The following is a 21,606-nucleotide window of genomic DNA, read 5'->3' on the forward strand; positions in this document are numbered from 1 at the left end:
GCGCCCGCCCGCCCGACGGAGGTTCGAGCCGATGCGACGCCATCCGACCGCTCCCCGCGCTCACGCGCTGGCCGTGCCGCGCCCCGCCGCGTCCGACTGGCAGGAATGGGCGGTGGCGGTCGTGGCGGTGGCCGCCCTGTTCGCGGCCCTGCTCCGCTGAGGTGGTCCCCCGGCCCGGAGGGCGGAGACGCGAGCAGGCGCGAGGTGCGCCGGCCGTTCAGCGGACGTCGCGCAGCGTCCGCGCCGAGAGCCGGCGGCGCAGCACGAGGAACAGCTCGGCCGCCGCGATGGCGTCGGTCAGCGCGTCGTGGGAGGCGTACTCGGGGAGCTTGGCGCGCCGGCGCGCCGCCGCGAGGTTCAGCTCCGGCTCGATGCCCGTCGCGTCCGGATCCACGAACCGCGCGCGCTTCGCCGCCTTGAGCAGCAGCACGACGGTGTCCACCACCGGCGGTCCGGGCCATCGCCGCCCCGCCCGGCGGTAGGCGCGGCGGAGGAAGGACACGTCGAGGGCAGCGTTGTGCACGAGGAGCGCGCCCTCCCGGATGCGTGCGTCGATCTGGTCGAGCACCGTCTCGAGCGGCGGTGCCTCGGCGACGTCGCGCGGCACGAGGTGGTGCGCACGCATCGAGTCCGGGCGGATGCCCTCGCGGACGTCGGGCCGGACGAGCGAGGCGTAGGACTCGGCCAGCCGGATCGCGCCGCCCCGGATCGGCACCATCCCCACCGCGAGGATGGGATCGGACTTCGGGTCGAGCCCGCCGGTCTCCAGATCGAGCGCCCAGTACGTGACGCTTTCCCACGGCGGCGAAGGCCAGAGCACGAGCCACTTCCTAGCACGCGGCGCGCCGGCCGTGCGCGGGCGCAGGTGGCGGACGGCCCCCCCTCTCGCCCGTGGCCACCGGCGGCGACCTTCACGTGAGCGTCGTGCTCGCGCCGGTTGGCGCGCGTCCCGGCCGTGCGAAACGTCTCCGGTTGAACGGGGGTACGCATGGCTCGCATCGCCTTCATCGTGGACGACATGTTCGAGGATTCGGAGCTCCGCGTGCCGTACGACCGGCTCCGCGACGCCGGGCACGAGGTGATCGTCGTCGGACTGGAGCAGGGCAAGCGGATCGAGGGCAAGCAGAAGAAGGAGAAGCTGACCGTCGAGCGTGCGGCGAAGGACGTCCGGGCCCAGGAGCTGGACGCCCTCGTCATCCCGGGCGGCTACTCGCCCGACCACCTGCGGACGAGCATCGACATGGTGCGGCTCACGCGGGACATGTTCGTCGCGGGCAAGCCCGTCGCCGCCGTGTGCCACGGCCCCTGGATGCTCGTGGAGGCCGACGCGATCGACGGGCGCACGGTCACCTCCTGGCCGTCGCTCAAGACCGACCTCATCAACGCCGGCGCGCGCTGGGTCGATCGGGAGGTGGTCGAGGACGGGAACCTCATCACCTCGCGCAACCCCGGCGACCTGGCCGCCTTCTCCAGCGCGATCCTCCGCCAGCTCGAGCGCGCCGCGGAGGCCCACCGCGCGGGCGGAGAGCCACGAGGCGACACGCCGACCATGCATTGACCGCCGCGGCGCACCGGCATCGCGCGCTCGCCCCCTCGCGAGGCGCACGAGCCCGTCCCTCGACTCCGGTCCCGCGCGAGCGCGGGACCTACGCTCGGGACGAACGGGCCCGAGGCGGGAAGCGCAGCGAGGAGTAGCGAGGCGTACTGCTTCCGTCGGTCGGGGTCGCGGTCGGGGTCTGATCATTCGTCAACAAGTCCGGCGGCCGGGTCCGCGGCGGCGGCCCGTCTCCGCCTCGTGCACGTCGCCGAAGGTTGGCTCGAGAGGAGGGGTCAGGACCGGACCGGACCGGCGCCGAATACCGGTACCGGTACGGCGCGATCGGCTCACCAGAAGCCCGTACGGGAGGCGGCGCACGGGCGTGCGCCCGCAGCTCGCCATCCAGTCGCCCTCGAGCAGGCTGGTCACGCGGATGAGGCAGGAAGGCTACCGGGAGAAATGCGGGTTCTGCTCCGACGTCAACCGCCGACGCCGCAGTAGCGGTCCATCACCGCATCTCCAAAGATCTGCCGGGCGGAGAGCAGATTGTGGGGACGGCAGGCGAGCCGGACGTTGTCCATCGTGGACGCCCCGCCCAGCGCGAGGGGCTCGATGTGGTCGTACTCGAGCCGCCGCCGGCAGTCGCAGCGCTCGCCGGATTCGAACCGCCACTCGCACTGCCCCCCGGCCCGGCGCCACACCTCCCGCTTCACCTCGGCAGGGATCGTGTCGCGGCGGGACCCTCGGCGGCTCTTCCGAGGCTTCTCGACGAGACCGCGGCGCTTCGCGTGCTGGGCGAGGATGAGGTCGAGGCCGCGCTCGAGGATCTCCGCCGCGCTGCCTCCCGGGCAGGCATGCCCGAGCGCGTCCGTGGCGGCCTCGAGCTTCTCGAGGAAGCGGCGGGAGACGGTGACGTGCACGCGGGCGAGCTCGGCGTCGAGCCGCTCCACGGACTCGCGGGGTGGCGGCGAAGGCAGGGGTATGGGGGCAGCGACCACGACGGGAGAGGTTGGTTCATCCAGGTGAACCACGACTGGTTCATCCGGGTGAACTCGCAGCGCCGCCGACTCGGGCGAGGGTGCCAGGAGCACGGCCTGGGCCGTGGCCGCTACGATGGCGGCCGGCCGGAACGCGGTGATGACGTCGCGGGTGGGCACCACCTCGGCCGGCCGGAGAGACACGGCGACCGCCTCCGCCTCGCGGCGCGAGAGGCCGAAGAACCGGGGCAGCACCTCCGCGCGGTTCTCGGGGGTGAGCACCTTCGCGAGCTCGTTCACGGTGGATAAACAGAGCTCGCCCGCGCGCAGCGCCGCCTCCACTTCGGGGAACGCCTGGATGAGCTCGGCCGCGGTCTTGCGGTTCTGGGCGGCGCCCTTCGAGAGCCTGAGCTCGCGGTAGAGGTAGTAGAAGAGCGAGGTATGGCCGAGCTCGCGCCACAGCTTCTTCCGATCGAAGTCGGCGAGGGCGAGGAGGACGTCGGCCATCGCGCCCTGCTCCTCTCGGAGCAGGCGCACGAGGTGGTTCGTGAGCTCGCGTGCGGTGGACATGCACGCAGTGTCTCATGCGAATTTCGGCCCTCCCCAAGCTCGCGAGAACGGCGCGAGGCGCGACCGATGACCAGGGGTGCCGCGCCCCCTCCCGCGCAGCTCCGGCGCCCCCGGGTGGCCCGCGAACGCTGCGAGGCACGCGTTCTCGGGCTGCTCGCGCCGCGGAAAGCGAGCTGCGAGACAACCGTGTCAACCGTTACCCGCGGGCAAACGGGTTGCTCTGGCGGTGAGAAGCGTCCAGATTCGCCCACGGTGAAATGACCTGGTCCTCATCCAGAGTTCCGCGCCAAGCCCCAAGCATGCCGGTGCCGCGTTCCGCCCCACGGGCTTCTTGTTAGCCGATCGCGCCGGGACGGTTCCGAGCCTCGGTAACGCTCCGACCGGCCCCCCTCGTCTCGAGCCAGCCTCGGGGCCAGCCCGCCCGCGGACACGGCCGTTCCCGGAAGAACCGTTGCCGACTTGTGATGAATGAAGAGGTCGCGGTCGGGGCCCCTCGACCACGCGTCTCCGCTGCGCGGGAGACGTACGCGCCGAGGCTCAGAACATGTCCGTTCGATAGTGGTACGCCGCCCTCTCCTGCCAGGTCTCGATGGCGCGGAAGGTGTCGCGCAGCCGGCTGCGCTCGAGCGACGACAGGTCGGCGATCGACACGACGTTCACCGGGGGCCTGCCCTCCGCGATCATCCGGAGCTGCTCGCGCAGGCGCAGCCGCAGGAGGAACCCGTACGCCTCGGTGAGCGTCTCGAGCGTGTCCTTGGCGATGAGCCCTGCGTCGAAGGCGGCGCGGATCCGGCCGAGCGTGTTCGAGGTGCGCGCCCCCGCCTCGAGGCCGTACACGCGCGCCAGGAACACGATCGAGCTGATGCCCTTGAGCTTCAGATCGACGGTGGACGTATCGCCGCGGATGCGGAGCACGAGCCCGCCCGGCGGGCGGAACGTGAGGGCGCTCTTCGCCATCGCCGAGAGGAACGTGCGCGCGCCGCCGGCGCGGGCGGCGAGGGCGTGGAGCGCCGAGACGTCGAGCTGGCCGTGGACCGGCCGGAAGTCGAAGAAGATCGAGGCCTCGAGGAGCGCGGTCGGGGTCGCCTTCTCGAGCCAGCCGTGGAAGCGCTCGCGCCACTCCTCGAGGGCCCCCTGCCAGCGGGTCGCCATGTAGCCGCCCGGGCAGCGCGGGAAGCCGGCCGCCTGCAGGTCGGCGATCGCGCGCTCCGCGAAGCGCGCGAAGTAGGCGCGCGCGGCCGGAGAGTCCTCGCCGTAGACGAGGGCGTTGTCCTGGTCCGTGAGGAGCGTCTGCTCCATCCGCCCCTCGGAGCCGAACGCCAGCCAGGAGTAGGGCGTGGGCGGCGGGCCGAGGTCGGCCTCCGCCAGGCGCAGGATGCGGGCGAGCAGGGAGTCGTTGAGGCGCGCGACGAAGCCGCCGATGACGATCGGGTCGAGCCCTCCCGCGAACAGCGCGGACGCCATCTCCGCGACGCGCGACCCGTACCCGGGGAGCGCGTCCCGGCTCGAGAGCCGCTCGACGCTGCGCATCACCGCCACCGGGCCGGCGGCGGTGAACCTGAGGAGATCGGTGGACGACACCACGCCCACGATGTCGTCGCCGCGCGTCACCGGCAGGTGATGCACCCCCGCGTCGAGCAAGATCCGCCAGGCCTCGTACACCGGCGTCTCGGCGGGGACGGCTCGCGCAGGCGCGCTCGCCACCTCGAGCACCGGCGTCTCCGGCCCCCGGCCCGCGGCGAGGACTCGGCGCGCGAAGTCGCGGTCGGTGACGATGCCGGGGGGCGTCGAGTCGACGATCGCCGAGCTCACGCAGCGCTCCGCCATGGTCCGCGCCGCCTCTCCGACGGTGGCCGAGGGCGGCACCCGCACCGGCGTCCTGCCGCGCAGCAGCGTCGCCACCGGGACCCCCAGGTCCGGCTGGAAGCTCGCCACCTGCGAATGCTCGAGGCTGTTGCGGAGCCGCTCCGCGAGGCCCGAGGCGAAGTGCCCCGCGAACGCGGCGTGCGCCAGGAGCGCCTCGAACTCGGGCCTGGGGAGCCGGTACGCCAGGAGGTCCTCCTCGACCGTCACGTCGAGGGTCGCCTCGCCGGAGATGAGCGAGGTGAAGCCGAAGATCTCGCCCTCCTCCAGCAGCTGCACGGTCTGGCCTTCGCGCTCGAGGCGCACCGCGCCCTTGCGGATCACGAACAGGTGGCGGGAAGGCTCGCCGCCGCGGGACAGCAGCCGCGTGCCGGCCGGGTGGAAGACGATCTCGATGGCGTGCGCGGCGGCGTCGAAGACGGGCTGCGGGAGCCCGTCGAACGGCGGGGTGGACCGCACGAACGCCACCGGATCCAGAGCGACCATGTGGGCGAGGATAGCAGAGCGGCGCCGGTCGCCCGGGGGCGGGCCGCGACTCCGCGGGTTCGGTTCTTGCTCCGTCCCCGCAGGTCCCGTCGAATGGGCGGGATCGGCCCCTGCGGCGCGCTGCGCCGTGGTTCCTCGACGACAGGAGTGGCTCATGCGCACCCCCCGAATCCGCCTCCTCGCCCTGGCCCTCTCCCTCGCGGCGCCACACCTCGCCGCCGCGGACACCGCTCCCGGCTCCGGCTGGTCGCTCACCCTGGGCGTCTGGGGAGGCGCGTCCCGGTACGACGTCCTCGGCCTGAAGCACGGCGTCGAGAGCCTCGACCCGGACACGCTCGACGGCACCCTCGACACCTACGGCGCCTCCGCGCTCCTGCGGCTCGGCTGGCTCGACGTGGGCGCGCTCTACGAGGGCTCCTTCGGCGAGGCGACCGACAGCTTCGTCCTCACGCCGCTCGTCGGGTTCAAGTGGGACGTCACCGACGTCCTGCGGGTGGACTTCCTCGGCGAGCTCGGCGGCCACCGCGTGACGCACCTCGGCGCCGACGCCGAGTCCGTCTGGCTCCCGTACGTGGGCGTGCGCCCCACGCTCTCGCTTCGACTCCCGCTGGGCCCGGTGCGCGTCGTCCTCTCGGGCGCGCCGTTCGTGCGCTGGGACCTCGTCGAGAAGGAGGTCGTGGTGCCGTCCTCGTCCGGCGCGGACACGCGCTCCACCTACGACGTCGGCGGCACGACGTTCGGCGTGGTGGGTGGCATCGGCCTGGAGATTTGAGCCAGCACCGCGTCCACCGCCGCCTCGTCCTCCCCGCCCGCCGCGACCACCTCCGGCGCGACGGGCGGCTCGTACTCCCGCCCGGCGCCGGGGAGCTCCGGCGCGCCGCCGGCGCGGGCCCGGGCCCAGAGCCCCTTCGGATCGCGCGCGGCGCAGACCTCGGCGGGCACTGCGAGGTGGACCTCCACGAAGCGCGGCGCCCGGGCGCGCACGCGATCGCGAAAGGCGCGGCGGCTCGCGGTCGCCGCGACGACGGCCACGAGCCCGTCGGCGGCGAGCAGCAGCGCGAGATCCCCGAGCGTCTCGTAGAAGGCCTCGCGCGAGGCGGGGTCGTAGCCGGGCGACGGGTGGACCGCGGCGCGCACGGCGTCGCCGTCGAGCAGCGCGGCGGGCCGCCCCAGCGCGGCGAGCCGCGCCCGGAGCCTTCGGGCGAGGGTGGACTTCCCGGACGACGGGAGCCCGGTCACCCACACCACCGCGCCCCCGGGCCCCGTCACGGGTCGTCCCCGGGGAAGAGCGCCTCCGGCCAGGCGAGGTCCAGGCGGCCCGCGTCGAGCGCGCGCTCGGCGAGGCCGAGCAGGGCGTCGCGCGCGTCCGCCGACAGGCGCGGGTAGAAGCGGGGGGAGGCGAGCACCAGCGCGCGCCAGGCGAGGTAGGGCGGAGCGCTCTCCAGCACCCCGGCGTCCCCGGTCGCCGTGAGGTAGCGCTCCCAGAAGCGGCGCCACAGCGGACCGAGGGCGTGCCACGCGCCCGGGTGATCGAGCGCGAAGAACGGGTAGTTCACCGACAGCGCCACGACGTCGTCGGCCGGATCGCCCTTGCCGCCCCGCGAGGCGTCGAGGAGCGCGAAGCTCGCGCCGTCCACGCCCGGACCGGGCGGCCGGAACACGACGTTGAACGGGTGGAAGTCGCCGTGGGTCCGCGCGAGCCGGCCCGTCCGTTCGCGGAGCCGCCAGCGCCAGGCCAGGCAGCGCTCCTCGATGGCGCGGAGCCGTGCCGGCGGCGCCGCCGGCACGTCGGGCGGGTAGCCGTCCACCATCCCGAAGATGCCCTCGCCGTGCCCGACGAGATCGCGCACGGCCCGACGCCAGGCGGCGGGATCCACGAGCCGCCGGGCGTGTAGCGAGGCGAGGTAGTCGGCGAGCGCGCCGGCGCGCGCGAGGTCGAGCGGCGCCGCGGAGCCCGCGTGCGCGAGGCGGCGGAGGTCCTCCGCATACAGCGTCCCCTCCGCCCACTCCGTCACGAGGTACGGCTCACCCGTCCCGGCGAGCGAGAGGAAGCGCCCGTCGCGCGCGACGCCCACGTCGAGCGCGCGCACGTGCGCGGGGAGCGCGTTGAAGAGGTCGTAGGAGAGCAGGGCGCTCTCGACGCGGTCCGGGCGGCGGTCGTGCCCGAACGCGTCGGCGCGCTGCGTGCGGAACACGAAGCGCCGCAGCGCCCCGTCCGGCGCGCGCACCGTGACGCGCAGCGGCTCGCCGTAGCCGATCGCCTTCTCGGCGTCGCCGCCCGCGGCGTCCGCGGCGAGCGGCTCGACCGCCTCGAGCGCCGCGCCCGGGACGATCGCGGCCGCGAGGGCGCGGAGGCCTTCCGGCACCTCTGCCATGTTCGGCTCCCCGGCACGCACATAGCCCACCTCCGCGCCGGCGACTCGGCGCAGCCGGGTGCGGCGAGAGAGCGCGAGCGCGGCGACGCGCCGAAGGGGGGACCGCCGGCGCGGCGGGCCGCCATTCCGCGGCGGCGGGCGGGCGGCAGCCACGTTTTCCCTTGGCCGACCGCGAGCTTGGTCGTAAACACGGCGCGATGCCGTTCGCCCTCATCCCCTACTTCGAGTTCCCGAGCCTCACGCTGGGCCCCTTCACCATCCAGTCGTTCGGCGTGCTGTCCGCGCTCGGCATCCTCGCCGCGGTGAACCTCGCGGCGCGCGGCGCGCGCGAGACCGGCAGGAACCCGCAGGTGATCCTCGACTTCGCGGTGGTGGGGGTGCTCACCGGCATCGTCGTCGGGCACCTCGTGCACCTGTTCTTCTACCACCCCGAGGAGCTCGAGAATCCCTGGCAGATCCTCAAGTTCTGGGAGGGTCTCTCGTCCATGGGCGGGCTCCTCGGAGGCGTGCTCGCCGCGGCCGTCTACTTCTGGCGCAAGCGCATCCGCTTCCACGACTACGGCGACGCGTTCGCGCTCGGCGTGGCGCCGGGGTGGGGCGTCGCCCGCGTCGGCTGCTTCACGGTGCACGATCACCCGGGCGTCCACAGCGACTTCTTCCTCGCCGTCCGGTTCCCGGAGGGCCCCCGCCACGACCTGGGCCTGTACGAGGCGATCCTGCTCCTCTCGCTCGCCGCGATCCTGTGGGCGCTGCACCGGCGCGGCGCGCTGCGCGGTCGTCTCCTCGGGCTGCTCGCGGTGGCGTACGGGATCGGGCGCTTCCTGCTGGACTTCCTCCGCGCCCGCGACGTCCCCTACGCCGACGCGCGTTACCTGGGGCTCACGCCCGCGCAGTACGTCGCGGTCGCCCTGGTGGCATACGGGGTGTGGGCGATGGCCCGCGGACCGGGCCCTGCGCGAGAGGCGCGGCGGTTCGCGGCCGGCGCCCGGCGGTGATACAACGTCGCCCGATGGGCGACTCGCGGGCGCGTTCTCTACGGGCTGCGCTGGTCCACGTCGGGCGGCCGCCCCCCGACCCGGCGATCGTCGCCGCGGAGGCGCGGCTCCGCGCGGTCCTGGACGAGGTCACGGCGCTGGACCTCGAGGTGGAGGCGCTGTCCGCCGCGCTGGCCCGGTTCGCGGGCGCGTACGAGCGGTCGCTGCGCGAGGCGTTCCAGGAGGTCCAGGCGGCGGAGCGGCTCGTCCGCCGGATCCAGACGCTCTCCGATCGGCTCGCGGCGATCGAGGGGGCGCTCCGGGCGGACGCACCCGCGGCGAACGCGGCGCGGCGCGCCGGGGACTCGGCGGTCGCGGCGGCGGCGGCGCGCGCCGCCCGGGCGCGCGGGCTTGCGGCGGGAAGGGGCGGGGAGGACGCTGAGCCCGGCGCCGGGCCCGACGAGGTCGACGAGGCGGACGTCGAGGAGGGCGCGGCGCTCGAGCCCGAGGAGCTCGCCCTGAAGCGCCTGCACCGGAGCCTCGCGCGGCTGCTCCACCCCGACCTCGCCCGGGACGAGGGCGCGCGGGGGCGGCTCGGCGAGCTGATGGCGCGCGTGAACGCCGCGTACGAGGCGGGAGACCTCGCCACCCTGGAGCTCATGGCCGAGCGGCTCGGCGCGGGCGAGCTCGACCCGGACGTCTCCCCCGAGGAGCGCCGCGCGCACCTCGAGAAGCGCGCGGCGGCGCTCGAGCGGATCCGCCTCGCGCTCGAGCGCGAGCGCGAGCGGCTCCTCGGCAGTGACACCGCGCGCCTGCTCGCGGAGTCGCGCCGGCGCGAGCAGGCGGGCGGCGATCTCCTCGCGGAGACGCGCGCCGAGCTCGCCGAGGAGGCGCGCGCCGCGTACGCGGACGCGCTCGCGCGGCTGGAGCGGGTCGGCACGGCGGCGCGCGCGGTCGCGCGCGCGAGGACGGCGGTCATGACGAAGATCGTGAGGCGCGGCCCGACCGGCGCGCGGCGGACGTTCGATCCGCTGGCGGAGGGCGGACTCGTGCGGATGGGCGCGGCGCGGCTCGATCGGCAGCGCGCGACGCCCGCCGCGCGGGAGCTCGCGCGGCGCCTGGAGGAGGCGGAGCCGGTCGAGGCGGCGCTCACGCTGCTCGCGTTCTTCGCGGAGGAGGCGGGCGGCAGGGCCCCGGACGCGATCGCGCGCGCGGAGGGATGGGCGGCGACCTGGGAGCGGCTCCGCCCCGTGCTCCCGGAGGCGCAGGAGCTGCCGCGGGTGCTCGGGCGGCTGCCGCGCCACCTCGTCCTCGGCGCCCGCGCGCACGGCGACGAGCTCGTCGCCGGCGTCCAGCTCGCCGAGCCGGAGCTGCTCGCCGGCGTGCAGATCGCGCTCGAGCGGGAGGGGGTCGCCGCGCTCGGCCGCGAGGTGCTGGCGGCGCTCGGTCCGGAGGAGGCGTGCGAGGGCTGCGGGGCGGAGGGCCCGGCGCGTCACCTCCTGCGCACCCGCGGCCTGGACGAGCGGCACGGGCTCGCCTGCGCGGGCTGCGGCGCGATCCTGCGGAGCTACTGGCGCTACGGCGAGCTGGACGGCCTCGAGGCGCTCGCCCCGCACGCCCTCCGGCTGGGGCTCGTGGCCGAGGTGACGATCCAGCTGGCCGGGACCGCGATCGGTTTCCAGCTGCTGCCCGCCCAGCGCGAGGCGCTCACCGCCGCGGCACTCCTGCGTCGCTTCGCCGACCTGTACCTCGTCGCGTACGACGTCGAGCTGGAGGCGGGCGCGACATCGCTCGTCGCGGCGCGGGGAGGCGCATTGCCCATGTCGGCGCCTCTCCCGGCGGGCGCCAGGGTGCGCCTGGCGCTCGATCCCTCGGCGGGCATGACCGCCGAGGCGCTGCTCGATCTGCTGCGGCACCGGATCGAGCGTCGCTTCCGGCCCTGAGCCCTTGGAGCCTTGGGGCACAGCCGAGCCCCCTGCGGGCGTTCGTCCGGGCGGGCTGCGAGACTCGGTCGCGCTTACATCGATCTCACGGGGTTCGTGTCCACCGGGAGGGATCATGAAGCGCTTCACCGCCATCGCCGCAGCCCTGGTGCTGGGCATCGTCATCGGCTCGGCCCGGCGCTCGCTCGACGGGCAGCACGACCCCTGCGCGTCGTTCACCGTCGCCGGGATCCTGCAGGATCCCGAGCTCGCCCGGCAGTATTTCGGGGCGCTGCGCGGCGACGATTCGCGCGCGCGACAGCAGCTCGACGCGATGGTCGGCGAGCTGCGCGCGATGCACGGCTGTTCCGCCGCTTCCTCGAGCGAGGGGGCGTCCGGGGAGCCCTTCGCCCACCCTCCCGTCGCGCCGCGGCTGCCGCCCGGCCATCCGCCCATCGAGGGCTCGCCCGCCCCCGTCTTCGGGCTGGAGCCGGGAAGCACGCTCACCATCTGACCGACGACGAATCGCCTCGAGCGTCCGTCCTACCGACCGGCTCCCCATCGGAGTGCAGACTCCCGCCAGGGGCTCGCTGTATAACCCGGCGGTCCATGGCCACGACGCACCGCTCCATCCTTCTCATCGAAGACGACTCCGGGATCCGCGACACCGTCGCCGAGTGCCTGGCGTCGGAGGGGTACGAGGTGGCGCCGGTCGAGAACGGGAGAGAGGCGCTCTCCTGGCTGAGGAACACCTCCCGGAGGAACACCGCCCGCCCCGACCTCATCATGGTGGACCTCGTCATGCCCGTGATGAATGGCGCCCAGTTCATCGAGGAGCTGCGCGGCGACGCGAGCCTCCGCGACATCCCCATCGTGCTGATGACGGCGGCCTCCCCATCGAGCGCGATGCCGCTCCCGCGCGCGGACGCCTACCTGGCGAAGCCCTTCGACCTCGGGGCGCTGCTCGACACGGTCGAGCGTCACTGCACCGCCGCCGCGTAGCGACCGTGCGCGTCCTCGTCACCGGCGCCACCGGCTTCCTGGGCGGCGCGGTGGCGCGCGAGCTGCTCGCGCGCGGCCACTCGGTGCGCGTGCTCGCGCGCGAGGGCTCCGACACCGCGCCCCTGCTCGAGGGTGCGGACGCACGGCTGGGCGAGCCCTCGTCACCGGCGCCCGAGATCGTCCGCGGCGACGCGCTCGACCCGGTGGCGGTCCGGGCGGCGCTGGCCGGCTGCGAGGCCGTCGTCCACGCCGCGGGGCTCGCCGGGTTCCGCGCGACGCGCGAGGCGCTCATGGCCGCGAACGCACGCACCGTGGAGGTGGTGCTCGGCGCCGCGCGGGACGCAGGGATCGGTCGCGCCGTGCTCACCTCCTCCACCGCAGTGCTCGGCGGGACCCGCACGCCGGCGATCGCGGACGAGGCCGCCGCTGGCGACGCGGAGGCGCTCGGGATCCCGTACTTCCTCTCCAAGCTCCACGGCGAGCGGGCGGCGCTGGCGCTCGCGGCGCGCGGCTTCCCCGTGGTGATCGTGCGCCCCGCGTACGTGCTCGGGCCCGGCGACGTCCACGGCTCGTCCGCCGCGACGCTCGTGGCGCTCGTCCGGCGGCGCATCCCGGCGTACGTCGAGGGCGGAGCGTCGTTCTGCGACGTGCGCGACGTCGCGCGCGGGCACGCCGAGGCGCTCGAGCGCGGCCGGCCGGGCGAGACGTACATCCTCGGCGGTCACAACCTGCGCGTCGGCGAGATGATCGCCCGCGTCGCCGCGCTCGCCGGGGTGAAGCCGCCGCCGCGCATCCCGGTCTCCGTCGCGCTCGGGGCGGCCACCCTGCAGGAGCTGGGCGCCCGCCTCCGCGGGGGCCGCGCGGCGATGACCCGCGAGCTCGTCCGCGCGGCCGCGCTGTACACCTTCGTGTCGAGCGCCAAGGCGGAGCGCGAGCTCGGCTACGCGATCCGGCCGTTCGACGAGATGGTGCGGGACACGCTGCGCTGGGCGATCGCGCACGCGCGGCTGCGGGCCGAGACGGCGGAGCTGCGGGCGATCGCGGGCTAGGGCGCGCTCACGCGCCCTCGGACCCCTCGCCCTCCTCCGGCCGCGGCAGGCTCGGCCGCAGCCGGACGAGCCGCACCACTCGCGGCGAGGCGTCGACCACCTCGAGCTCGGTCCCGTCCTCGGCGCGCAGGCGCGTGCCGCGCTCGGGGACGGCGCCGGCGAGGGCGATGCACAGGCCGGCGACCGTCGAGTAGTCCTCGCCCTCGGGCAGGTCGAGCGAGAGGGCGCGGTTCACCTCGCGGATGGGGGCCTCGCCGCGGACCAGCGCGGCACCGTCCGCCTCGCGCTGCCAGAGCGCCTCGGGCTCCTCCGTCTCGCCGAAAATGTCGCCGACGAGCTCCTCCACCAGATCCTCCAGCGTGATGAGCCCGGCGACGCCGCCGTGCTCGTCCACCACCGCGGCGATCTGGGTCCGGCGGCGCTGCAGGTCGCGGAGCACGTGGACCGCCTTGGCCGCCTCGGGCACGAAGTGCACGGGGCGCAGCAGGTCGTCGAGGACGATGAGCTGCCGCTCCCAGGCGATCGCCGCGAGGTCCTTCGCCATGACGTAGCCGACGAGGTCGTCCAGCGAGCCGTCGTACACCGGCATGCGCGAGTGCCCCTCCTCGAGGAGCATGCGCTTCAGATCCTCCTGCGAGGCGTCGCGCGGCAGCGCGACGATGCGGCTCCGCGGCACCATCACCTCGCCGGCGGTGAGGTCACGGAACGCCAGCGCGCGCGAGGCGATCTCGGCGGTGGGCGCGTCGAGCGCGCCCGCGCGCCCCGCCTCGTCCACGAGCTGCTCGATCTCCTCCACGGACAGGCGCGCCTCCGTGAAGGTGGTGCGGTCCCCGAACGGCCTGAGGAGGAGGTTCGAGGACGTCGTGAGGAGCCACACGAGCGGCCGCGCGACCTGCGCGAGCCCCAGGAGCGGGCGCGCGGTGAGGAGCGCGTAGCGCTCGGCGGCCCGGAGCGCGATGGACTTCGGCACGAGCTCGCCCAGGACGAGCGAGAGGTACGAGATGAAGGCGACGACGAGGCCGAGGGAGAGCGGGTCGGCGTAACGTCCGAGCCCGGGGATCCTCGCGACGGTCGGGGCGATGTGGCGGGCCAGGGACGCGCCGCCGAACGCGGCGGCGGTGGCGCCGATCACCGTGATGCCGATCTGGACGGTCGCGAGGAACTGCTCGGGCGCGTCGCGGAGGCGCTTGACCGCTCGCGCCGACGAGCGCCCCTCCTCGACGAGCTGGGCGAGGCGCGTCTTCCGCAGGGCGATGACGGCGATCTCGGCGCCGGAGAAGACCCCGTTCGCGAGGACGAGGGCGAGGACGATGGCGAGCTCGACGAGGATCTCGTTCAGGATCTGGCCTCCTCGGGAGGTCTACCACGCGATCCGTCGCCCTGCGGGCGTACCGCCGGCGGCGTCGCCCGGCAGGGGACTCGCGCGGAGCGGCCGCAAGCCATAGCCCAGAGTACCACCTGACGGGCCCTCTGACGCGGAGCGTCACATGCGCAGCGACCACGCGGGACCGCCCGCGGACGAGGCACCATTCCCCGCGCGGGCCGGTCCGGCCGAACGCCTTCGGCATCTGCTCCGCTACGCGGTGCTCGCGCCGTCGCGCCACAACACTCAGCCGTGGCTGTTCGAGGTCGAGGGCGACGAGGTCCGCGTCTACGCGGATCACTCCCGCGCGCTCCCGTCCGCCGATCCGGACGGACGGCAGCTCCTCATGGCGTGCGGCGCGGCGCTCGTGAACCTGCGCATCGCCGCGCACCACTTCGGGCACGCGACCTCGTCGGAGATCCTCCCCGGCTACCGGCCGGATGGGCTGGTCGCGCGGGTCCGGCTCGAGGAGCGCTGCGCGACCACGCCCGACGTGGAGGCGATGTTCCGCGCGATCCCGCTGCGGCGCACGAACCGGCTGCCGCTCGAGGGCAGGGAGCCGCCGGAGGGGCTCGTCACGGCGCTGCTCCGCGAGGCGCGCCGCGACCGCGTGTGGCTCCGCTCGATCGAGGAGCACCAGCGGCGCGCGGTCTCGGAGCTCGTGGCGGAGGGCGACAGGCTCCAGTGGGCGAGCGGGAAGTTCCGCGCCGAGCTCGCCGGCTGGACGCGGCCGAACGGCTCGTCCCGCCGCGACGGCATGCCCGGCTATTCCTACGGGATGAGCGACGCGGCGGCCTTCGTGCACCCGCTCGCCGTGCGGTTCGCGAGCGCCGGGAGGGCGGAGGCCGAGCGCGACCGGCGCAGGGCCCTCGTCAGCAAGGCGCTCCTCGTCCTGTCCACCGACGGCGACGGACAGGCGGAGTGGATCGCGGCGGGCGAGGCGCTGCAGCGCGTGCTCCTGCGCGCCACCTGCGCCGGCCTGTACGCGTCCTACTTCGCGCAGGCGGTCGAGGTCCCCGAGCTGCGCCAGCGCCTCGCCGAGACGCTCGGCGGGAGCGGCGCCCCGCAGATCATGCTCCGGCTCGGGTACGGCCTCGACGTCCGGCCGCCGCCGCGGCGCACCGTCGACGAGGTCCTCCGCAGGATCGAGGAGGCGCCTCCGCCGCCGCAGCCGCTCGCGGTGCGCGCTCCCCCGCTCGTGCTGCCGCGCTCGATCCCCGCCGCGAGCGCTCGGCCTCCCGATCACCCCGGTCCGGCGATCCGGTAGAGCCGCGTCCGCTCCGCCGCGCGCGCCGCGTGGAGCGGATCGGCGCGGTCCCGTGCGCGGGGATGGGTCGGGTGGGTCTCGCGGACGGCGCGGACCGCGAGCCCGGCGCGCGCCGCGAGCGCCTCGACGGCTCCCGCCGGCCGCAGCCCGAGCCGCTCGGCCAGATCGGACACGACGATCCACGCCTCGCCGGCCGGCGCGAGCCGGGAGGGGAGGGCGGACACGAGCCGCTCCAGGAACCGGCCGCCGGGATCGTAGACGGCGCGCTCGAGCGGAGAGGCGGCCTCGCCGGGCAACCAGGGCGGGTTCGACACGACCAGGTCCGCGGGGCCGACCCCGTCCGGGAAGAGATCCGCCCTCACCACCTCGACGCGCTCCGCCAGGCCGAGCCGGGCGGCGTTCTCGCGCGCGCAGGCGACCGCCGCGGGCTCCACGTCGGTCGCGATGACCCGCGCGCCGGCGCGCGCGAGGACGAGCGCGAGCACCCCCGTGCCGGTGCCGACCTCGATCACGCGCTTGCCGGCGACCGGCCACTCCGCCGCGGCGCTCGCGACGAGGTCGACGTACTCCCCGCGGACGGGGGCGTAGACGCCGTAGTGGGGGTGGAGGCGCGCCCCCAGCGCCGGGACGTCGACTCCGCGCCGCCGCCACTCGTGCGCGCCGACGATCCCGAGGAGCTCGCGCAGCGGCAGGAGCCCCGGCGACGCGGCCATCGGCCCCAGCGCCTCCTCGCAGGCGGCGGCCACGTCCGGGGCGCGCGCCAGCGCGACGCGCCAGCCCGCCTCGACCGGGACGACGAGCCGCGTGAGGAGCTCGTGCTCGAGCCGCTTCACCGCGCGCTCCACGCGGAAGGCGGCGGAGAGGTCGCCGCCCGTCCCGGCAGGCGAGCGCTCGGGTCGGTGCGCCTCCGAAGCCCCGCGGGCGGACCGTCTCGCGCCGTCCGCACCGGACGGGCCTGGCGGCCCCGACGGCGCGGGCGCGAGCCGGCGCGACATGGCGGTGAGGAGCTGTCGGGCGTTGTGGTAGTCGCCCGCGTAGACGAGGGCCTCGCCCCGCCGGGCCCGTGCGAGGGCCGCCGCGGCCTTGGTCCGATCGTCGACCGCGCCCGCGCGGGCGGGGGGAGGCACCAGGCCCGAGAGCCACGCCGCGCGCCGCTCGCCCGCGGGGGTCCGCCAGACCAGCTCGGGGGGCCGCCTCACGCCGGAAGCTCGCTGCGGCACCGTTCCACGGGGCGTCTCGCGACCGGCGAATTAAGTATGTCGCGACATGTCATCACCCGAGACCGAACTCCCCGTCCCGGCGCCGAGCGCCAGCAACCTGAGCTTCGTCGAGGACCTGTACTACGAGTGGCTCGCCGATCCCAGCGCGGTGGACGAGCGCTGGCGCCGCTACTTCGAGTCGGTGCCGGCGACGCCCGGCACGGCGAAGGCCCCTGAGGCCTTCGCGCCCCGCCGCCCGGACGGGGGCGTGGCGCCCGCCCCGGGGGCGGCCCTCGCCTCGGCGGACGCCGCCTTCCAGGCGAAGGTCGACCGGCTCGTGACGGCTTACCGCGAGTACGGTCACCTGCGCGCGGACCTCGATCCGCTCGCCCTCACCCGGCGCGCGGAGCGCTTCTCGCCGGCGACGTTCGGGCTCTCCGACGCGGAGCTCGAGCGGCCGTGCGCCGACCCGGAGGGGCGTGGGGATCGAACGCTCCGCGGGCTCGTGGCGCGGCTCGAGGAGACCTACTGCCGGACGCTCGGCGTCGAGCTGGCGCACATGCACGACGCCGACCTCCGCGGCTGGCTCGAGCAGCGGATGGAGCGCACGCGCAACCGCGTCTCGCTCGAGCCGGAGGTGAAGCGCCGCCTGCTCGAGAAGGTCGTGGAGGCCGAGACGCTGGAGCAGTACCTCGGCACGAAGTTCCTGGGCGCGAAGCGCTTCAGCGTGGAGGGCGCGGAGGGGCTCCTGCCGCTGTTCGAGCTCGCCGTCGACCGGGCCATCGGCCACGGCGTCCGCAACGTCGTCATCGGCATGGCGCACCGCGGCCGGCTCAACGTGCTCGCGAACGTGGTCGGCAAGCCGCTCCGCGACATCTTCGCCGAGTTCCGGGACGCCGCGATCATCAACGCGGGCGGGGGCGACGTGAAGTACCACCTCGGCTACTCGTCGGATCGCGAGAGCGCCGAGGGCGTGCTCGTGCACCTGTCGCTCGCCTTCAACCCGAGCCACCTGGAGTGGATCGACACGGTGGTGCAGGGGCGCGTCCGCGCGAAGCAGGACCGCTACCGCGACACCGACCGCCACCGCTCGCTGCCCATCCTGGTCCACGGCGACGCCGCGTTCGCGGCGCAGGGCGTCGTGGCCGAGTCCCTCCAGATGTCGGAGCTCGAGGGCTACGCGGTGGGCGGCACGATCCACGTCATCGTGAACAACCAGGTGGGCTTCACCACCTCTCCCAGGGACGCGCGCTCGACCACCTACGCCACCGGGCCCGCGCGCATGCTGCAGATCCCCATCATCCACGTGAACGGCGAGGACCTGGAGGCGATCGCCCAGGCGGTGCTGCTCGCCGTGGACTTCCGCCAGCGCTTCCACCGCGACGTGGTCATCGACCTGTGGACCTACCGCCGTCACGGGCACAACGAGGGCGACGAGCCGGCGTTCACGCAGCCGGTGATGTACCGGGCCATCTCGCGCAAGCCCACGCTCAAGGCGCTCTACGGCCAGCAGCTCGTGAAGGAGGGGACGATCGCCGCGGGCGAGGTCGAGCAGATGGTCGCGCGCTATCGCGCCCGGCTCGAGGAGGCCTACCAGGCGTCGGCGAAGATCGCGGTCCAGCCGGGGGCCCAGGCCATGAGCGGCTTCTGGAAGGACTACCGCGGCGGCCCGATGGGCCGCGAGGAGCCTCCCACCGGCGTCGCCCCCGAGGTGCTGCGCCAGGTCGGCGAGCTGCTCGTCCAGCTCCCGCGCGGCTTCCGGGTGCACCCGAAGCTCGCGAAGGTGCTCGAGGCGCGCGCGCAGATGGTCCGGGGCGAGCGGCCGCTGGACTGGGCGATGGCCGAGGCGCTCGCGCTCGGGACGCTCGCGTGGGAGGGCGCGCGCATCCGGCTCTCCGGTCAGGACGTCCGCCGCGGGACGTTCAGCCACCGCCACTCCGTGCTGTACGACCACGAGTCGGGGGTCCCGTACTCGCCCCTCTCCCACCTGCGCAGCGGCCAGGGGCCCGTCGAGATCCGCGACAGCCTGCTCTCCGAGGCCGGCGCGCTGGGCTTCGAGTACGGCTACAGCCTCGAGATGCCGGACGCGCTCACCCTGTGGGAGGCGCAGTTCGGCGACTTCGTGAACGCCGCGCAGGTCATCATCGACCAGTTCCTCTCCTCCGGAGAGGCCAAGTGGAACAGGCTCTCCGGGCTCGCGCTGCTCCTGCCCCACGGCATGGAGGGGCAGGGCCCGGAGCACTCGTCCGCGCGCCTGGAGCGCTTCCTGGAGCTGTCGGTGGACGACAACTGGCGCGTGGTGAACCTCACCACGCCCGCCCAGTACTTCCACGCGCTGCGCCGGCAGGTGCGCTCGCCCTTCCGCAAGCCGCTCGTGGTGATGTCCCCGAAGAGCCTCCTGCGCCACCCGCAGGTCGTCTCGCCGCTGGACCTGCTCGCGCGCGAGCGTTTCCAGCCAGTCATCGACGACGAGTCCGCCGACCCAACGGAGACGACCCGCGTCGTCCTGTGCTCGGGCAAGCTCTACTACGACCTCGCCGGCGCGCGGACAGCGCAGGGCGCGCGGCACGCGGCCATCGTGCGGCTGGAGCAGCTCTATCCGCTCGACGTGGAGTCGGTCCGCGCGTCGATCGCGCGCCTCCGCCCCGGGGTCGAGATCGTCTGGGCGCAGGAGGAGCCGTCGAACATGGGTGCCTGGGACTACGTGAACGCCCACCTCGCTCCGAGGCTGCCGTCGCGCGTCGCCCTCGTCGCGCGCGCGCCGTCCGCGAGCCCGGCCGCGGGATCGGCGACGCGCCACCGCCTCGAGCAGGAACAGCTCGTGCGCGAGGCCCTCGGAGAGCCCGTCTCGCGGATCCGCGCCGACCGCGCGGCCGCCCAGGAGCGCTGACGACATGTCGATCCAGCTGAAGGTCCCGTCTCTCGGCGAGTCGGTGACGCAGGCCACCATCGGAGCGTGGCTGAAGAGCGAGGGCGAGAGCGTCCAGGTGGACGAGCCGCTCGTGGAGGTGGAGAGCGAGAAGGCCACGGTGGCGGTGCCGGCGCCCGCGGCGGGCGTGCTGCGGCGGGTGCTGAAGCGCACGGGCGACACGGTCGCGGTGGGCGAGGCGATCGCCGACATCGAGGAGGGCGCGGCGGGGGCGAGCGTCGCGGTCTCCCCGCTCGGCTCGGGCCCGACGCCCGGCGGCCTCGTGCCCGCCGCGCGCCCGGAGTCTCCGCCGCCCCAGCCCACGCCGCCGGCTCCCGTCGCGCCCGAGGCCTCCGGGCCGCGGGGCGCGGCCTCCGCCCCGGCGCCAACCCCGGGCGGAGGGGCGGCCGCGCGGCGGGCGCCGCCGAGCGCGCGCCGGCTCATGGCCGAGCACGGCCTCGAGGCAGGCGCGGTCGCCGGGTCCGGTCCCGGCGGTCAGGTGCGCAAGGAGGACGTGGTCCGCGCGCTGGAGCGGCCCGCCGAGGCGCGCGCCCCGGCGCCGGCGCCCCAGCCGGCGGCGCGGCCCGATGGCGCGACCGCGCGCGAGCGGCTGGTCGCGATGACCTCGCTGCGCCGCACCGTCGCGCGCCGGCTCGTCGAGGCGCAGCAGACCGCGGCCATCCTGACCACCTTCAACGAGGTCGACATGTCGCGCGTCCTCGAGGTGCGCGAGCGGCACGGGGAGGCGTTCCTCGCGAAGCACGGCGTGAAGCTCGGGTTCATGTCGTTCTTCGTGAAGGCGGCGGTCGAGGCGCTGCGCGCGTTCCCCGTGGTGAACGCCGAGGTGCGCGGCACCGACATCGTCTACAAGGATCACTACGACATCGGGGTCGCCGTGGGCGGCGGCAAGGGGCTCGTCGTGCCCATCGTGCGCGACGCGGACGCGCTCTCCTTCGCGGAGGTCGAGAAGCGGATCGGCGAGCTCGCGAAGAAGGCCCGCGACAACCGCATCACCATGGACGACCTCGCCGGGGGGACCTTCACCATCTCGAACGGCGGCATCTACGGCTCGCTCCTCTCCACGCCCATCCTGAACCCGCCGCAGTCCGGGATCCTCGGCCTCCACAAGATCGAGAAGCGCGCGGTGGTGACGGCGGGCGACCAGATCGCGGCGCGGCCGATGATGTACGTCGCGCTCTCCTACGATCACCGCATCGTCGACGGGCGCGAGGCGGTGCAGTTCCTCATCGCGGTGAAGAACGCGATCGAGGACCCGGAGCGGATCCTGCTCGAGATCTGAGGACGAGTCGCGGCGCCTCGGCGCTCCCCGTCCGCCGACCTCCGCCGCTGGACCTACGGCGCGTGCGCCGAGGGCGAGGGCCGCTCCACGCCGAGCAGGGCGAGCAGCGACAGGGCGTCGTGCACCGCGTGGCCGCCGAGGTCGTTGTTGAAGTAGACGAAGGCGTCGCCGCCCCGGACCGCCCAGGCGAGGAGCTCCGCGGCGAACGGCCGGAGCGCCTCGACCCCGTAGCGCCCCGAGTAACGCCCCGTCGTGCCGTGGAAGCGGACGTAGCGGAAGCCGCCGGTGAGCCGCGGCGGCGGGCGGCGCAGGTTGTCGTGCTCGCAGAAGACGGCGCCGTGGCGGTCGAGCACCGCGCAGGTCTCCTCCGTGTACCAGCCCTCGTGGCGGAACTCGACGGCGTGGCGCCCGGCCGGCAGGTGGGCGAGGAACCGATCGAGGCGCGCGAGGTCGGGCTTCATGTGCGGCGGGAGCTGCCAGAGGACGGGGCCGAGCTTCGGCCCGAAGTGCGCGACCGGATCGTAGAAGCGGTCGAGCCCCGCCTCCGCGTCGAGCAGCCGCTTGAGGTGCGTGAGGTAGCGGCTCCCCTTCACGGCGAAGGTGAACCCGCGCGGCACGCTCGAGCGCCAGCGCTCCACCGCCTCCACCGTGGGCAGCCGGTAGAAGGTGGCGTTCATCTCGACGGTGTCGAAGAAGCGCGCGTAGTGGGGGAGCCACTCACGCTGGGGCAGCCCCTCCGGATAGAGGACGCCACGCCAGTGTCGGTACTGGTACCCGCTCGTGCCGACGCGGACGCGACCCATGCGCGGAATGT

General features: G+C 74.9%; 19 protein-coding genes. 11 read left to right on the forward strand and 8 right to left on the reverse strand.

The window, feature by feature from the left end:
- The first annotated feature begins 31 nt into the window (after positions 1-31).
- On the forward strand, positions 32-160 hold the full coding sequence (locus ANAE109_RS25970; RefSeq protein WP_255342616.1) for a hypothetical protein: 129 nt from the start codon (positions 32-34) through the stop codon (positions 158-160).
- A gap of 57 nt (positions 161-217) precedes the next feature.
- Here the strand turns inward: ANAE109_RS25970 and ANAE109_RS04170 are convergent, their stop codons facing one another.
- Positions 218-820 (reverse strand): 3'-5' exonuclease, encoded by a 603-nt coding sequence (locus tag ANAE109_RS04170; protein WP_011985131.1) that lies wholly within the window; start codon positions 818-820, stop codon positions 218-220.
- A gap of 168 nt (positions 821-988) precedes the next feature.
- On the opposite strand from ANAE109_RS04170, the gene ANAE109_RS04175 reads away from it, so the two are divergent.
- Positions 989-1,558, forward strand: a complete 570-nt coding sequence (locus ANAE109_RS04175; protein WP_011985132.1) for a type 1 glutamine amidotransferase domain-containing protein — start codon at positions 989-991, stop codon at positions 1,556-1,558.
- Positions 1,559-2,016: 458 nt separating this feature from the next.
- On the opposite strand, the gene ANAE109_RS04180 is transcribed toward ANAE109_RS04175, so the two are convergent.
- Entirely contained in the window at positions 2,017-3,084 is a 1,068-nt protein-coding gene (locus ANAE109_RS04180; RefSeq protein ID WP_011985133.1) for an HNH endonuclease, read from the reverse strand.
- A 537-nt stretch (positions 3,085-3,621) separates the two neighbouring features.
- Positions 3,622-5,433 (reverse strand): DUF294 nucleotidyltransferase-like domain-containing protein, encoded by a 1,812-nt coding sequence (locus ANAE109_RS04185; protein WP_011985134.1) that lies wholly within the window; start codon positions 5,431-5,433, stop codon positions 3,622-3,624.
- Positions 5,434-5,587: 154 nt separating this feature from the next.
- Here ANAE109_RS04185 and ANAE109_RS04190 point away from each other — a divergent pair, with 154 nt between their 5' ends.
- Entirely contained in the window at positions 5,588-6,205 is a 618-nt protein-coding gene (locus ANAE109_RS04190; RefSeq protein WP_011985135.1) for a hypothetical protein, read from the forward strand.
- Here the strand turns inward: ANAE109_RS04190 and ANAE109_RS04195 are convergent.
- Both ANAE109_RS04195 and ANAE109_RS04200 read right to left on the reverse strand, forming a co-directional pair.
- Entirely contained in the window at positions 6,148-6,702 is a 555-nt protein-coding gene (locus ANAE109_RS04195) for an adenylyl-sulfate kinase (protein ID WP_011985136.1), read from the reverse strand. The two genes, ANAE109_RS04190 and ANAE109_RS04195, sit on opposite strands and share 58 nt — an antisense overlap.
- Positions 6,699-7,829, reverse strand: a complete 1,131-nt coding sequence (locus tag ANAE109_RS04200) for a phosphotransferase family protein (RefSeq protein ID WP_234945239.1) — start codon at positions 7,827-7,829, stop codon at positions 6,699-6,701. Before ANAE109_RS04200 ends, ANAE109_RS04195 begins: the two co-directional genes overlap by 4 nt.
- A gap of 176 nt (positions 7,830-8,005) precedes the next feature.
- On the opposite strand from ANAE109_RS04200, the gene ANAE109_RS04205 reads away from it, so the two are divergent.
- From ANAE109_RS04205 to ANAE109_RS04225, 5 genes are all read left to right on the forward strand, one after another.
- Positions 8,006-8,803: a prolipoprotein diacylglyceryl transferase gene (locus ANAE109_RS04205; RefSeq protein WP_011985138.1), complete on the forward strand. Its 798-nt coding sequence runs from the start codon at positions 8,006-8,008 to the stop codon at positions 8,801-8,803.
- A gap of 14 nt (positions 8,804-8,817) precedes the next feature.
- Positions 8,818-10,725, forward strand: coding sequence for a molecular chaperone DnaJ (locus ANAE109_RS04210; protein ID WP_011985139.1), 1,908 nt, complete (start codon positions 8,818-8,820; stop codon positions 10,723-10,725).
- 115 nt (positions 10,726-10,840) lie between these two features.
- A complete protein-coding gene (locus ANAE109_RS04215) occupies positions 10,841-11,218 on the forward strand; it encodes a hypothetical protein (RefSeq protein WP_049768514.1) in 378 nt (125 codons plus the stop codon).
- A 95-nt stretch (positions 11,219-11,313) separates the two neighbouring features.
- Complete coding sequence (locus ANAE109_RS04220; protein WP_011985141.1) at positions 11,314-11,706, forward strand: response regulator; 393 nt, start codon at positions 11,314-11,316, stop codon at positions 11,704-11,706.
- 5 nt (positions 11,707-11,711) lie between these two features.
- Entirely contained in the window at positions 11,712-12,755 is a 1,044-nt protein-coding gene (locus ANAE109_RS04225; protein WP_011985142.1) for an NAD-dependent epimerase/dehydratase family protein, read from the forward strand.
- Positions 12,756-12,762: 7 nt separating this feature from the next.
- On the opposite strand, the gene ANAE109_RS04230 is transcribed toward ANAE109_RS04225, so the two are convergent.
- Complete coding sequence (locus ANAE109_RS04230; protein ID WP_041448117.1) at positions 12,763-14,067, reverse strand: hemolysin family protein; 1,305 nt, start codon at positions 14,065-14,067, stop codon at positions 12,763-12,765.
- Between the two features lie 175 nt (positions 14,068-14,242).
- Here ANAE109_RS04230 and ANAE109_RS04235 point away from each other — a divergent pair, with 175 nt between their 5' ends.
- Positions 14,243-15,385 (forward strand): hypothetical protein, encoded by a 1,143-nt coding sequence (locus ANAE109_RS04235; protein WP_011985144.1) that lies wholly within the window; start codon positions 14,243-14,245, stop codon positions 15,383-15,385.
- Here ANAE109_RS04235 and ANAE109_RS04240 read toward each other — a convergent pair.
- On the reverse strand, positions 15,361-16,584 hold the full coding sequence (locus ANAE109_RS04240) for a methyltransferase (RefSeq protein ID WP_143827894.1): 1,224 nt from the start codon (positions 16,582-16,584) through the stop codon (positions 15,361-15,363). The genes ANAE109_RS04235 and ANAE109_RS04240 overlap by 25 nt on opposite strands.
- A gap of 67 nt (positions 16,585-16,651) precedes the next feature.
- Between ANAE109_RS04240 and ANAE109_RS04245 the strand changes: the two genes are divergently transcribed.
- Positions 16,652-19,474 (forward strand): 2-oxoglutarate dehydrogenase E1 component, encoded by a 2,823-nt coding sequence (locus ANAE109_RS04245; RefSeq protein ID WP_011985146.1) that lies wholly within the window; start codon positions 16,652-16,654, stop codon positions 19,472-19,474.
- Between the two features lie 4 nt (positions 19,475-19,478).
- On the forward strand, positions 19,479-20,792 hold the full coding sequence (gene odhB, locus ANAE109_RS04250) for a 2-oxoglutarate dehydrogenase complex dihydrolipoyllysine-residue succinyltransferase (protein ID WP_011985147.1): 1,314 nt from the start codon (positions 19,479-19,481) through the stop codon (positions 20,790-20,792).
- Between the two features lie 53 nt (positions 20,793-20,845).
- On the opposite strand, the gene ANAE109_RS04255 is transcribed toward odhB, so the two are convergent.
- Positions 20,846-21,595 carry a DUF72 domain-containing protein gene (locus tag ANAE109_RS04255; RefSeq protein WP_011985148.1) on the reverse strand — a complete coding sequence of 250 codons (750 nt, stop codon included), beginning with the start codon at positions 21,593-21,595 and terminating at the stop codon, positions 20,846-20,848.
- Positions 21,596-21,606: the final 11 nt, after the last annotated feature.

Origin of the sequence: Anaeromyxobacter sp. Fw109-5 (genome assembly GCF_000017505.1) — a bacterium.
In the GTDB taxonomy this organism is placed as follows: domain Bacteria; phylum Myxococcota; class Myxococcia; order Myxococcales; family Anaeromyxobacteraceae; genus Anaeromyxobacter.